The sequence below is a fragment of the Clostridium sp. genome (genome assembly GCF_030532265.1).
Lineage (GTDB): Bacteria > Bacillota > Clostridia > Clostridiales > Clostridiaceae > Clostridium.
The window spans coordinates 1-13769 of record NZ_JAUNLM010000055.1; the positions used below are offsets into that span (position 1 = coordinate 1).

Genomic DNA, 13769 nt, shown 5'->3' on the forward strand with positions numbered 1-13769 from the left:
GCGCCAATGGTACTGCATGGGTGACCGTGTGGGAGAGTAGGACGTTGCCAGGTAATGGATCTTTAGCTCAGTTGGTTAGAGCAACCGGCTCATAACCGGTAGGTCCGGGGTTCGAGTCCCTGAAGGTCCACCATTTTGGGGGTATAGCTCAGCTGGGAGAGCACCTGCCTTGCACGCAGGGGGTCAGGAGTTCGAATCTCCTTACCTCCACCAAATAGGTGGAAAGCCATGAACATTAGTTCATGGCTTTTTTGTTATATAAATAAAATTGATAAGCTATTTTGTAAGTGTTATGATAATATAAGAAATAAAACTTTTGAGGAAGTAATTTAATATGTATAGAGTTAAACAATTTTATTGGCATATCATATCTAGATGGAAAAAAATAGACTATAAATTAATAAATATGTATTTAAATAAAAATGAAAAGGAATTATTTAATAAACTAAATAATTCTGAAAAACAACATTGTATACGTGTTTGTTATGATGCTATAGATAAAATAGAGTCTGAGAATATAAATATTAATAAAGAAAAACTAGCAAGAGTAGCTTTATTGCATGATGTAGGAAAGATAAAAAAATCGTTAAATGTTATTGATAAGTCTATATTAGTACTATTGGATAAAGCAACAAAGGGAAAAATAAAAAAGTACAATAATATAGAGAAAATAGATATTTATTATAATCATCCATTAAAAGGTGTGAAAATTTTACAAGAAATAAATAATTATGATAGTGAATTTTTAGATGTTATAATGAAGCATCATGAAGATTCTAAGAAAAAAGTTAATAACATTTATCTTGAAATAATAAAAGAATGCGATAATAAAAATTAAAATAAAATTGAGAGGAATATTAAGTTATGAATTCTAAAGATAGAAGAAATAATATTTTATCGAGATTGTTAGAGAACAATACTCCTATAAAAGGAGCAGATTTGGCAAGCATATATAATGTAACTAGACAAATAATAGTAAAAGATATAGCTATACTTAGAGCGCGAGGAAATAATATTATAGCTACACCAGAAGGTTATACAATATATGGTAGTGAGACAAATAAGGTTAAGTTTATTATTGCTGTTGAGCATGATGAATTAAATTTGAAGAATGAACTAGAAATTATAATAAAGTATGGTGGAACTATAGAGGATGTTATTGTTGAGCATCCTATATATGGTGAAATTAAAGCTAATCTTATGATAAGAAATTTAAATGATATGAATAAGTTTATAGATAAATATAATAATAACAATGCTAAACCTCTATCTATTCTTACTAATGGAGTTCATTTACATACAATTTCCGTTGACGATAAAGATAGTGAAGTATTGATAAAAGAAGATTTAAGAAAAAATAATTTTATTGTTTGTTAAATGATTTTGATTTAGGAGGCATATTGAGAATATATGGATTATGATGTATTAATATTAGGTGGTGGAATTGTTGGATGTGCTGTTGCATATGAACTTTCCAAATATAATTTAAATATAGCGCTTATAGAAAAAGGATATGATATAGCAGATGATATAGCTGTGGTTAATACTGCTATAGTATATGATGGATCTGAAACATCAAACATAGTTATGGCTGAACTTGAAAACATAGGTAGTAAGCTTATAAAAGCTGATTGCGAAAAGTTTAATATACCATATAAAAAGATTGGTTCTCTTAAAATTGCTAGAAATGATGAGCAAAATATAAGAATTGAAAACATGTATATAAATGCTAAGAAAAGAGGTATATCTGATATATATTTATTAGATACTAATGAAGTTAAAGATATAGAACCTAATATATACGGTGATATTAAGCGAGCATTATATTCAGAAAATACATCTATAATAGCTCCCTATGAGCTTGCTATTGCATATGCAGAAGTAGCTGTTGATAATGGAGCTAATTTTAGATTAGAAGAAGAAGTTATAAGTATAAAAAAAATAACCAAGGGATTTGATGTAATAACAAATAAAAATAAGTTTAAATGTAAGATGGTAGTAAATACTATACCAGATGAGATATACATAGATAATATTAAAACTAAAAGTTTAATTGTAGAAGAAAATAAAAAAAAGAAAATGAATTATTTTTTAACTGATGATAAAGTTGAAAAAAATCTTAGTAAAATAATAGTTGATGTAATAGATGAACAAACATTTGTCATGAATTCACCAATGATTAATGGTGGAACTATGTTTGGTGTTAAAAATACAGATATTCTTGATGTTAATAAAGGGTTGGAATTTATAAAGTCTATAGTTCCGAGTGTAGATAAAGAAAATATAAGTGAAATGATACGAGAAGTTTATATGAGAGATGAAATGGATATTGATGATAGTGAAATGCATGATGGATATATAAGAGTAACAGGAAAGCATTATGGAAAAATAACTATAGCACCAGCGATAGCACAAAGTATAAAAGATGCAATAGTAAATAATATGAATGCATCAGTTAATAAAAATTTTATAGATAAGAGAAGAGAGTTTTATAGATTTAGAGATTTAAATAGAGATGAGATAAATGAAATTATAAAACTTGATAAGAGATATGGAAATATTATATGTGCTTGTAATAGAGTTAGTGAAGGGGAAATTGTAGATTGTATTAGGAGACCTTTAGGTGCTAGAACTATTGAAGGAGTTAAAAAAAGGACAGGGGCAGGATATGGAAATTGTCATGGTTCATATTGTATTAGAAAAATAATAAATATTCTTGCAAGAGAGATGGATAAAAGTCCAGTTGATATAGTTAGAAATTCAAAAGATTCCAAGATAGTATCAGGTAGAATAAAAGAGTTTGATGAAGTTTAAGTAGAGGTGAATATTTTTTATGAAAGAGGATATATTTACAAGTATAGTAAGAGTAAGAGGAAATATAAAACATAAGGTTGTACCAGTTAAAAGTAGTGACATAGTTAATGTAAAACTTTGGAGAGAATTTTCTAAAGTTATAGGTAGAATTTATGTTAGTACTCCAATAAATACGGGAGATATAATATGTAAAAATATATTGAATACTGGTATAGATATAGTTTGCACTAAAAGAATTGATAATTAATAAATTTAATGGGCAAATTATTGACAAGAAGCCTTAAAATATAATATATTAAGATTAATTAATAATATTAAACCTGTGAAGAGGCCAAGTAGTTTTAATAAAGCTTTAAGAGAGTCGGTGTTTGGTGTGAACTGATAGCTTTTATTAATATGAATCCACCTTGGAGGGACTGTGATTTAAGCAGTACGGTGAAGAGTCGTTATATCTGTAAAGAGGGTAAAGAATTAAGGTCTTTACCAATTAGGGTGGCAACGCGGAGTCTATTCGTCCCTTTTCAGGGATATAGGCTCTTTTTTTATTATTACAAGAAATTTATTAAAATTAATATATATTGGGAGGAATAATAATGTTAGATTTAAAGAGAATAAGAAATAATCCAGAAGAAATCAAAAAAGCTTTAACTAATAGAGGAGAAGATTTTGATTTATCAGTTATTGATGAAGTTATTAAACTAGATGAAAAAAGAAGAACAATACTTAGTGAAGTTGAAGTTTTAAAGAGTAAAAGGAACCAAGTTTCAGCTGAAATTCCTAAGTTAAAGAAAGCTGGCGAGGATGTTGCGCCAATAATGGCTGAAATGAAAGAGCTTGGAAATGAAATTAAAGAACATGATACAAATCTTTCAGAAGTAAATGAAAAATTAGAATATTTAATGCTTAGAATACCAAATATACCAAATCCTGAAGTTCCAGATGGAGATTCAGATGAAGATAATGTAGAAATAAAAAGATGGGGAGAGCCAAGAAAATTTGATGGTGAGCCAAAGGCACATTGGGATTTAGGAGCAGATCTTAATATATTAGATGCTGAAAGAGGAGGAAAGGTTGCAGGATCAAGATTTACATTCTATAAGGGATTAGGAGCAAGACTTGAAAGAGCTGTACTTAACTATTTTATGGATAAACACTCAGATGAGCATGGATATACTGAAGTATTGCCACCATATATGGTTAATAGAAATAGTATGACAGGAACAGGTCAGTTACCTAAATTTGAGGAAGATGCATTTAAGGTAGAAAATAATGGATTTTTCTTAATACCTACAGCAGAAGTTCCAGTAACTAATATGTATAGAGATGAAGTCCTAAATGGGGAAGAATTACCAATAAAGCATGTTGCTTATTCAGCTTGTTTTAGAGCAGAAGCGGGATCAGCTGGTAGAGATACTAGAGGTTTAATTAGACAACATCAATTTAATAAAGTAGAGTTAGTTAAGTTTACAAGACCTGAAAATTCATATGATGAGTTAGAAAAATTAGTTAGAGATGCTGAAGAAGTATTAGAAGAATTAGGATTACCATATAGAAAAGTTAGAATATGTAAAGGTGATTTAGGATTTACTGCAGCATTAAAATTTGATTTAGAAGTTTGGATGCCAAGTTATAATAGATATGTTGAAATTTCAAGTTGTTCAAACTTTGAAGAATTCCAAGCAAGAAGAGCAAATATTAAGTTTAGAGATGGAAAAGGTAAACCTCAATTTGTTCACACATTAAATGGATCAGGATTAGCAGTTGGAAGAACAGTTGCTGCTATACTTGAGAATTATCAAAACGAAGATGGTACTGTAACAGTTCCTGATGCGTTAAAGAGATATATGGGTGTAGATATAATTAAATAATAAAGTTTATTTTAAATTAAAAAGCTGAAATCTAAAAAGATTTCAGCTTTTCTAAATATTTTACAACTCCATTATTATTATTGGAATTTATAATATTAGTAGAAATAGATTTTAGTTGAGTATTTGCATTATTAACAGCGTAACATTCATCTGAAATTTTGAACATAGGTAAATCATTTAAATTATCTCCGAAGGAAATTAATCTATCAAAATTATATTGAGCCATTATTTCTTTAATTGCATTTGCTTTTGATGATTTATCGCTATAAATCTCTAGATTATAAAAGTCTTTATTATAAACATCCTCATATGCAACTGAATATATTCCAGATATATTTTGAATTTTATCATATATATTCATAACTAAGTCTTTTTTTTCTAATAATAAAAAATAAAGAACATTTGAGTTATTTGGTAATTTTGATTTTATAAATGTTTTATAAGGGCTACCAATTCTATCATTCATAAAATTTTTTTGAACATCATTATTTAAATTATTATAGTAAGCATTTATATGATTATTAGATATAGTGTAAGCAAATACAGAAGCATAATTATCTTCCAAAATTTTATTTATTTGACTAACAGAAGCTTCGTTAATAGGATTGTAAGTAATATATGTTTCTTTTTTTAAGTCATATATTGCAGCTCCATTCATAACAATTACTGGTAGGTGTAAATTTAATTTAGAAAGAAGAGGAACAACAGTAGCTGGTGTTCTAGCTGTAGCTGCTGAAAAATTTAATCCTTTGCTTATTAGTTTATTTAGTGATGATATTGTATAAGGTGAAAGTTTGGCATTATTATCTAATAAAGTTCCATCCAAGTCTGAAATGTATAAGTTCATTATGTCCTCCTTAAAATAAAAAATAAATTTCCAATAATTATAATATAAAAAAATATATAATGCTACCTAAATGATATTATTATATAATATAAAGAAATTTATAAAAAATTTTATAAAAATAGTTGACATAAAAAATATATGTTGATATAATTCTATTTGTCGCATGGAGAGATGGTCGAGTTGGTTTAAGGCACCGGTCTTGAAAACCGGCGTACCTTCACGGGTACCCAGGGTTCGAATCCCTGTCTCTCCGCCATACAAACCTGTTCATATGAATAGGTTTTTTTGTTATTTTTTAAATTTATTTTCATATTTTTACTATATTGCAATATTACATAATATAGGTTATTAATATAATATATTTAGAGTTGATGTTAATAATATAAAAATATATAAATTAAGTAAAATAAAAATAAAAAAGGTGTTGACATAAAAATATATCATTGCTATAATAATAAATGTCTTTACGGAGAGATGGTCGAGTTGGTTTAAGGCACCGGTCTTGAAAACCGGCGTACCTTCACGGGTACCCAGGGTTCGAATCCCTGTCTCTCCGCCATTATATATTTTAATATAGAGGGCACATGGAGAATTACTCAAGTGGCTGAAGAGGCGCCCCTGCTAAGGGCGTAGGTCGGGCAACCGGCGCCCGGGTTCAAATCCCGGATTCTCCGCCAAAAACATCTAACTAATGTTAGATGTTTTTTTATATAATTTATTTATTTCTATAAATTTTTAACTTATAGGTTATATATATTAAAAAAATAATATTTATATATTTTTTATGTACTATAATAAAGAATTTTTAATGCTTTCTTTTAAAAATTCTTTATTATAGTACATTTTTATTTCTTTAAATATAAAACTTTAAGTTTAAATTATTAAAATTAAAAATTGCTATATAGACTTAGTATTAATATTATAAAAGCAAGTATTTACATTAAATATAAATATTATAATAATTAAATCAAATCGTTTATTAAATTTTTTAGAAATATAGTAAATAGGATATAATTAATATAAGAAATAAACTTAATATAAAATGAATATTTAGGAGTAATTATATATGGGAATAAGATTTATTTATGGGAGAGCTGGTAGTGGAAAGAGTAGATTTTGCTTAACACAAATTAAAAAGAAATTAGAAGATAAAAAAAACAATAAATTAATATTAATAGTTCCAGAGCAATATACATTTCAAACTGAGAAAAAGCTTTTAGATATAATTGGAGAAAAAGCTCTTTTAAAAACACAGGTTTTAAGTTTTAAGAGAATGGCAGAAATTGTTTTTGAAGAATGTGGTGGAAGAGTTCATAAAATAATGGATGATGAAGGTAAGAATATGCTTATTTATAAGTTGCTTCAAGAAAAAGGAGATGAACTAAAATATTTTAATAAAATATCAAGACAACAAGGTTTTATTGATATAATTTATAAAACATTTACAGAGTTTAAAAAATATAATATTTCCAAGGAAATGTTATTAGAGGGTGAAAAAAATACTGATGATGAAGAATTAAAGGAAAAGTTAAATGACTTAATAAATCTTTATAGTGATTACAATGAAAGAATAGAATCAAATGTAATTGACAGTGATGATGAACTTACTATATTAGCAAAAAAATTAAAATGCTGTCATATATATGATGATTCAGAAATTTGGATTGATGAATTTACAACTTTTACTCCACAACAACTTGAAATTATTAAGGAGTTAGCATTTAAAGCTAATAAAATAAATATAACCCTTTGTATAGATGAAAGCGGAAGTAATAAGAATTCAGATGTAACTGATATATTTAATTCCCTAAAAAATACTGAAAAAAGAATTCTTAATATTATGGAGGAAAATAACATTTCTTATTTAAATCCGATAGATTTAAATAAAGAATATCCATATAGGTTTAAAGATAGTGAAGAACTTAAACACATAGAAAGACATTTCTTTACTTATCCATTTAGAATATATAGCGGTAAAAATAAGGATGTAAGATTATATAAAGCAAATAACACTTATGATGAAGTTGATATTATAGCAAAAGATATAGTAAGACTTGTTAGAGATAAAGGATATAGATATAAAGATATAGCTGTTGTTTGTAGAAATATAGATTCTTATGAAAAGATAACATCTGTTGTTTTTAATCAATATAATATACCATATTTTTTAGATAAAAAAATTGAAGTTCTTAGCAACCCATTAGTGATACTTATACTTTCAGCTTTTGAAATATTAATTCAAAATTGGTCTTATGAAAGTGTATTTAAATATTTGAAAAGTGGCCTTATAAATATAGAAAGAGAATATATAGATATTTTAGAAAATTATATTTTAGCTCATGGGATAAAAGGTTTTAGATGGACTACAGAAGAAGTTAATGATGGATATTTTGAAAGTGAAGATATATATGAAAATAAAGATGAACTGCTTATAAAGGAAATAATGGAGGAAGTTCGTGAGCCTATAATCAAATTTCATAATAAAATAAAAGGAAAGAATAATAAAACGGTTAGAGAAATTTGCATTGCTATATATGAATTGTTAATTGAGCTTGATGTATTTAATAAAATTGATGATTGGATTGAAGTTTTTAGTCAAGAAGGATTAGAAGGAAAGATAAGAGAGTATGAGCAAATACCTTCTATGGTAATAGAAATATTAGATCAAGCTGTTGATGTAATTGGAGAAGAAGAAATATCTCCTAAAGATTTTTATAAGGTTTTAAATGCAGGATTTCAAAGTAAAGAAATTGGAGTTATACCAGTTGCTTTAGATCAGGTGAATATTGGTGATATAGCTAGAGTTAAAGGAAGAGATGTAAAAGCACTATATATAATTGGTGTTAACGATGGGGTACTTCCATCAACTAATAAAGAAGAAGGAATATTATCAGATAGAGATAGAGAGATATTAAAAGAAATTGGAATAGAACTTGCAGCAACAACTAAGGCTAGGGCTTTTGAGGAACAATTTATGGTTTATACAGCACTTACTATTGCTAGTAACTATATGATGATTACTTATCCAATGGCAGATTTTGAAGGGAAATCATTAAGACCTTCAATAATTATACCAAGGTTAAAGAGAATACTTTTGAATTTAAAAGAAGAGAGTGATATCTTTAATTATAATGATAAATATGATGAGTTTAATAAAGTAACGACACCTATTTCTACTTTTAATGAACTTATATTAGCACTTAGAATGCAAGCTGATAAAGAAGAAATAGATGAATATTGGAAAGAAGTATTTAGCTGGTATATGAACAATGAAAGTTTTAAGAAAAAAACAGAGATAATATTTAAGGGAATTGATTATTCAAATATGGGTGAAACAATTCAAAGAGAGAAAATAAGAAGGCTTTATGAAAATGATAATGGTAATTTAAGATTTAATGTATCAAGGCTTGAAAAATATGCAGAATGTCCTTTTTCTTATTTTATTCAATATGGGCTTAAGGCTAAGGATAGAAAAATATATGAGTTTTCAGCACCAGATATTGGGTCATTCATGCATGAAATATTAGATAAATTTACTAACAAAGTTAAAAATGAAAATCTTTCATGGTCTGAGTTAAGTAAAGATAAGTGTAGAAATATAGTAAATGAGCTTATTGATATAAAGCTTAAAGAAGATAAAAATTCTATTTTAAATAGTACAAAAAGATATAAATATTTTACTGATAGATTTAAGAGAATAGTTGCAAAGTCAGTTTCTATCATTTCAGAACAAATGAAAAGAGGAAAATTTGAAGTTTTTAAAAATGAATTTGAATTTGGTTCTTCAGAAGGTGGTGAGCCTATAAAGCTTGATTTACCTACTGGTGAGAGAGTTTATTTAACTGGAAGAATTGATAGAATTGATACTTTAGATATGGATGGAAATACATATCTTAGAGTAATAGATTATAAATCAGGATCTAAAAAGTTTGATTTAACAGAACTTTATTATGGACTTCAAATTCAACTGTTAGTTTATTTAGATGCACTTATTAAAAATGCTGATTATATTTTAAATAAAGGTGTAATGCCTGGAGCGATTCTTTATTTTAAAATTGATGATCCAATAATAAAAGGAAATAAAAATCTTGAAGAAGAAGAAATTCAAAAACAAGTTTTAGATAAGCTTAAAATGAATGGATTACTTTTAAAAGATGCTAAACTTATAAGGGCAATGGATAGTACTATGGACACTTATTCATTAATAATACCAGCTGGATTTAAAAAAGATGGAGAGTTTTCAGCAAGAAGTTCTGTTGCAACAGAAGAACAGTTTAATATATTGAGAGAATATGTTAATAACAAGATGGTTGAGCTTTGTACAGATATGTTAAGTGGAAAAATAAAAATAGAACCTACTAAAATTAATAAAAGGGGTTATTGTGAGTTTTGTGATTATTCATCTATATGTCAATTTGATACGAGTATAAAAGATAATAAATATAGAATTGTATTAAAGAAGAAAGATGATGAAATATGGAAAAAGATAGAGGAAAAGGTTAAGGGAAAGGAGGTTATAGAATAATGGGAGAAACTAAATGGACTGATGAACAACTTCAAGCTATTAATACTAGGGGATGTAACCTTTTAGTTGCAGCAGCAGCAGGGTCAGGTAAAACAGCTGTCTTAGTAGAAAGGATAATAAAGATTGTTACAGATAAAAATAATCCAGTAGATATAGATAGACTTTTAGTAGTTACATTTACAAATGCAGCAGCTGCTGAGATGAGAGAAAGAATAGCAGCTGCAATAACAAAAGAGCTTGAGAGAAACCCAAGTTCTACTAATCTTCAAAAACAATTAACATTATTAAGTAGAGCAAATATAACTACAATGCATTCATTTTGTTTAGATATTATAAAAAATAATTTTCATACAATAGATTTAGATCCTTCGTTTAGAATTGGAGATGAGACTGAAGGAACTTTGTTGAAAAGTGAAATAATAGATGATATGTTTGAAGACTTATATGATAAAGAAGATAAAGAATTTTTAAATTTAGTTGAGGCTTATGGCGGTAGTAAGGATGATAGAAAGCTTAAAGATATTATTTTAGATTTGTATAGATTCTCTATGAGTGGACCTTGGCCTGAAAAGTGGCTTAAGGATAAGGCTGAAGATTTTAATATAAATACTATTTCTGATTTGGATAATACAGAATGGGTTCAAGTATTAAAAGGTGATATAAATATGGAAATTGATAGTTTTATTAACATGTATCATAATGCAATAGACATAATATCAAGCACAGAAGGAATAGAATCATATTTAGATGTATTTAATGATGAATTGTCTTTACTTATAAATTTAAAAGATTCTTTAAGTAATGGACTTACTGAAATATATAATTCAGTTTCTAAAATATCATTTGGAAGACTTAAATCTATAAGAAAAAATAATGTTAGCAATCCAGAAGCACAAGATTTTGTTAAGGGAATAAGAGATCAAGTTAAGAAAAAAATAAATGGATTAAAAGAAGATATTTTTTCAATGAGTCCAGAAGAAATGTTATATGGAATAAAATCATCATATCCTTTTATAAAGAAGTTATCAGATATAACATTAGAGTTTACTAAAAGATTTAGCGATAAAAAAAGGGATAAGAATATGTTAGATTTTAATGATTTAGAACATTTAGCTCTTAAAATTCTTATTAATTATGAAATTGATAATATAGAGCCTTCAAAAGTAGCATTAAAATTTAGAGAATTTTTTGATGAAGTATTAGTTGATGAATATCAAGATTCAAACAATGTTCAAGAATCTATAATAAATTTAGTATCAAGAAAAACTACAGATAATCCAAACGTATTTATGGTTGGTGATGTAAAACAAAGCATATATAGATTCAGACAGGCAAAACCAGAATTATTTTTAGAAAAATATAATACTTATTCAAAACAAAAAGGTTCAGTAAATAGAGTAATACAATTATATAAGAACTTTAGAAGTAGAAGAGAAATTATAAATGGAGTTAATTTTATATTTAAACAAGTTATGTCAAATGCTGTTGGCGAACTTGAATATACTGATGATGAAGCTTTAAATCTAGGCGCTGATTTTAAAGAAGTAAAAGAGTTAGATTCATATACAGGTGGTCCTATAGAACTTCATATATTAGATAAAAATGAAAAATTAGAAGATATAGATTTAATGGATGAAGAGGATATAGATTCAATAAATCTTGAAGCAAGAATTGTTTCTAAAAGAATAAATGAACTTATGTCTGATTCTAATAAAGATAAATTTAAAGTATTAGATAAAGAAACTGGCGAATATAGACAACTTAAATATAAAGATATAGTTATATTATTAAGGGCAACTAAAAATTGGGCAGAAATATTTTTAGATGAACTTGGGCTTGAAGGTATACCAGTTTATGCTGATACTGGATCTGGATATTTTGAATCAATTGAAATAAGAACTATAATGTCACTTTTAAAGGTCATAGATAATCCACTTCAGGATGTTCCTATGATAGCTGTTTTAAAATCTCCTTTTATGGGATTTACTGCAGAAGAACTTGGAGATATTAGAATGGTTAATAAAGAAAAATATTTTTATGAAAATATAATTCAAATTATTAATGAAGAAAATAATATTTCTTTAGGACTTAAAGAAAAGTGTGATAGAGTAGTAGATTTAATAAATAAGTGGAGAGATAAATCTTTATATATGCCAATTGATGAATTTATTTGGTATTTATATATGGATACATCCTATTATGGATATGTGGGAGCAATGCCAAATGGAGTATTAAGACAAGCAAATTTAAAGATATTATTTCAACGAGCTAAGCAATATGAACAAACTAGCTTTAAAGGTCTTTTTAATTTTATAAATTTTATAAATAAACTTAGAAAATCTTCAGGAGACATGGGAAGTGCTAAAATCCTTGGAGAAAATGAAGATGTTGTTAGAATTATGAGTATTCATAAAAGTAAGGGATTAGAGTTTCCAGTTGTATTTTTAGCTGGAAGCGGAAAACAATTTAATTTAATGGATTTAAATAATAGTATATTGCATCATGATGATTTGGGTTTTGGTCCTGAATATGTAGATTTAGAAAAACGAATAAGTTATAGTACGTTACCTAAAGATGCTATAAAGAAAAAAATAAGACTTGAAACCTTATCTGAGGAAATGAGAATATTATATGTTGCATTTACTAGAGCTAAAGAAAAACTTATTATAACTGGAACGGTAAATAATATAGATAAGACTGTGGAAAAGTGGGTAAATTCAGCTAGTATAGAAAAAGAAAATATAGCAGCTTCAGAAGTTTTAAAAGGAAAGTCTTATTTAGATTGGGTTGGAATGGCACTTTGTCAACATAAAGATGGTGAAGTATTAAGAGAAAAGTCTTCAGAATTTAATGATATAGTAAAAGACGATTTATCCACATGGAATATAAAAATATGGAGTAAATATGATTTTACTGTGGATAAAAAAATAGAGGTTGTGGATGAATTTCCTGTGGATAAAAATTTATTTATAGATTTTAAGGCAGAAACTGTGGATAAAGAAATAGAAAGAAGACTTAGCTATAAGTATAAGTTTAATGAATTGACAACCTTAAAAAGTAATTTTTCTGTTTCAGATTTAAAAAAGAACAATTATGAAGAAAGGGAAGAAAATAATAGAGAAGACTTATTTTCTGAAAAGATTGTAATAAAGCCAAGGTTTCTTCAAGAAGAAAGAGGACTATCAGGTGCAGAAAGAGGAACTGCTATGCATTTTGTTATGCAAAAAATAGATTATGATAGGGTTGATTCAATAAAACAAATAAAAAATCAATTAGAAGAAATGTTTGATGATGAATTATTAACAGAAGCGGAATTTAAATCAATAAATCCATTTAAAATATTGAATTTCTTTAAAAGTGATATAGGTGTTAGACTTTTAAATGTTTATAGAAAAGGTGGAGTTATTCATAGGGAATTACCTTTTTATATAAATGTAAAGGTAACTGAAGTTAAGGATAGTATACCAAAAGAATTAGAAAATGAAGAAGTTAGACTTCAAGGAATAATAGATCTTTTCTTTGAGGAAAACGATGAAATAATTTTAATTGATTATAAGACGGATTATATAGAAAAAAATGCTGAGGAAGAGATGAATAGAAAATATAAGGTACAATTAGATTATTATACTGATGCATTAGAGAGAATAACTGGTAAGAAAGTTGTAAGTAGGTATTTATATTTATTTTACTTAGAAAGAGAAATAGAAATATAAAA

At 26.9% G+C, this 13769-nt stretch carries 8 protein-coding genes, 5 tRNA genes and 1 other annotated feature; of the genes, 12 read left to right on the forward strand and 1 reads right to left on the reverse strand.

Features of this window, described 5'->3' with window-relative positions; translation table 11 throughout:
• Positions 1-56 precede the first annotated feature (56 nt).
• The 7 genes from Q4E08_RS10070 (at position 57) to serS (ending at position 4682) form a co-directional block, all read left to right on the forward strand.
• Positions 57-133: transfer RNA gene (locus Q4E08_RS10070), tRNA-Ile, on the forward strand.
• A gap of 4 nt (positions 134-137) precedes the next feature.
• A tRNA-Ala gene (locus Q4E08_RS10075) sits at positions 138-213 on the forward strand.
• Between the two features lie 121 nt (positions 214-334).
• Complete coding sequence (locus tag Q4E08_RS10080; protein WP_303130670.1) at positions 335-838, forward strand: HDIG domain-containing metalloprotein; 504 nt, start codon at positions 335-337, stop codon at positions 836-838.
• A gap of 26 nt (positions 839-864) precedes the next feature.
• Positions 865-1377 (forward strand): transcription repressor NadR, encoded by a 513-nt coding sequence (locus tag Q4E08_RS10085; RefSeq protein ID WP_303130673.1) that lies wholly within the window; start codon positions 865-867, stop codon positions 1375-1377.
• Positions 1378-1410: 33 nt separating this feature from the next.
• Positions 1411-2814, forward strand: a complete 1404-nt coding sequence (locus Q4E08_RS10090; RefSeq protein ID WP_303130674.1) for an NAD(P)/FAD-dependent oxidoreductase — start codon at positions 1411-1413, stop codon at positions 2812-2814.
• 19 nt (positions 2815-2833) lie between these two features.
• Positions 2834-3061 carry a DUF1667 domain-containing protein gene (locus Q4E08_RS10095; protein ID WP_303130676.1) on the forward strand — a complete coding sequence of 76 codons (228 nt, stop codon included), beginning with the start codon at positions 2834-2836 and terminating at the stop codon, positions 3059-3061.
• Positions 3062-3127: 66 nt separating this feature from the next.
• Positions 3128-3336: a binding site (T-box leader), on the forward strand.
• Between the two features lie 71 nt (positions 3337-3407).
• Entirely contained in the window at positions 3408-4682 is a 1275-nt protein-coding gene (gene serS, locus Q4E08_RS10100; RefSeq protein WP_303130677.1) for a serine--tRNA ligase, read from the forward strand.
• A 31-nt stretch (positions 4683-4713) separates the two neighbouring features.
• Here serS and Q4E08_RS10105 read toward each other — a convergent pair whose 3' ends face one another.
• The gene (locus Q4E08_RS10105; RefSeq protein WP_303130678.1) at positions 4714-5529 is read right to left on the reverse strand and encodes a Cof-type HAD-IIB family hydrolase; all 816 of its coding nucleotides are present in this window, start codon (positions 5527-5529) and stop codon (positions 4714-4716) included.
• A gap of 165 nt (positions 5530-5694) precedes the next feature.
• On the opposite strand from Q4E08_RS10105, the gene Q4E08_RS10110 reads away from it, so the two are divergent.
• The 5 genes from Q4E08_RS10110 (at position 5695) to addA (ending at position 13767) form a co-directional block, all read left to right on the forward strand.
• Positions 5695-5785, forward strand: a tRNA-Ser gene (locus Q4E08_RS10110).
• Between the two features lie 212 nt (positions 5786-5997).
• A tRNA-Ser gene (locus Q4E08_RS10115) sits at positions 5998-6088 on the forward strand.
• Between the two features lie 27 nt (positions 6089-6115).
• Positions 6116-6206 (forward strand) — tRNA-Ser (locus tag Q4E08_RS10120).
• 389 nt (positions 6207-6595) lie between these two features.
• Positions 6596-10054 carry a helicase-exonuclease AddAB subunit AddB gene (gene addB / locus Q4E08_RS10125; protein ID WP_303130679.1) on the forward strand — a complete coding sequence of 1153 codons (3459 nt, stop codon included), beginning with the start codon at positions 6596-6598 and terminating at the stop codon, positions 10052-10054.
• Positions 10054-13767 (forward strand): helicase-exonuclease AddAB subunit AddA, encoded by a 3714-nt coding sequence (gene addA / locus Q4E08_RS10130; protein ID WP_303130682.1) that lies wholly within the window; start codon positions 10054-10056, stop codon positions 13765-13767. Before addB ends, addA begins: the two co-directional genes overlap by 1 nt.
• Positions 13768-13769 lie beyond the last annotated feature (2 nt).

Bases quoted from the DNA above. Each gene is read 5' to 3' on its own strand.
- addB (WP_303130679.1), top strand. From the start codon at position 6,596: ATGGGAATAAGATTTATTTATGGGAGAGCTGGTAGTGGAAAGAGTAGA.
- serS (WP_303130677.1), top strand. From the start codon at position 3,408: ATGTTAGATTTAAAGAGAATAAGAAATAATCCAGAAGAAATCAAAAAA.
- Q4E08_RS10095 (WP_303130676.1), top strand. From the start codon at position 2,834: ATGAAAGAGGATATATTTACAAGTATAGTAAGAGTAAGAGGAAATATA.
- Q4E08_RS10080 (WP_303130670.1), top strand. From the start codon at position 335: ATGTATAGAGTTAAACAATTTTATTGGCATATCATATCTAGATGGAAA.
- Q4E08_RS10085 (WP_303130673.1), top strand. From the start codon at position 865: ATGAATTCTAAAGATAGAAGAAATAATATTTTATCGAGATTGTTAGAG.
- Q4E08_RS10105 (WP_303130678.1), bottom strand. From the start codon at position 5,529: ATGAACTTATACATTTCAGACTTGGATGGAACTTTATTAGATAATAAT.
- addA (WP_303130682.1), top strand. From the start codon at position 10,054: ATGGGAGAAACTAAATGGACTGATGAACAACTTCAAGCTATTAATACT.
- Q4E08_RS10090 (WP_303130674.1), top strand. From the start codon at position 1,411: ATGGATTATGATGTATTAATATTAGGTGGTGGAATTGTTGGATGTGCT.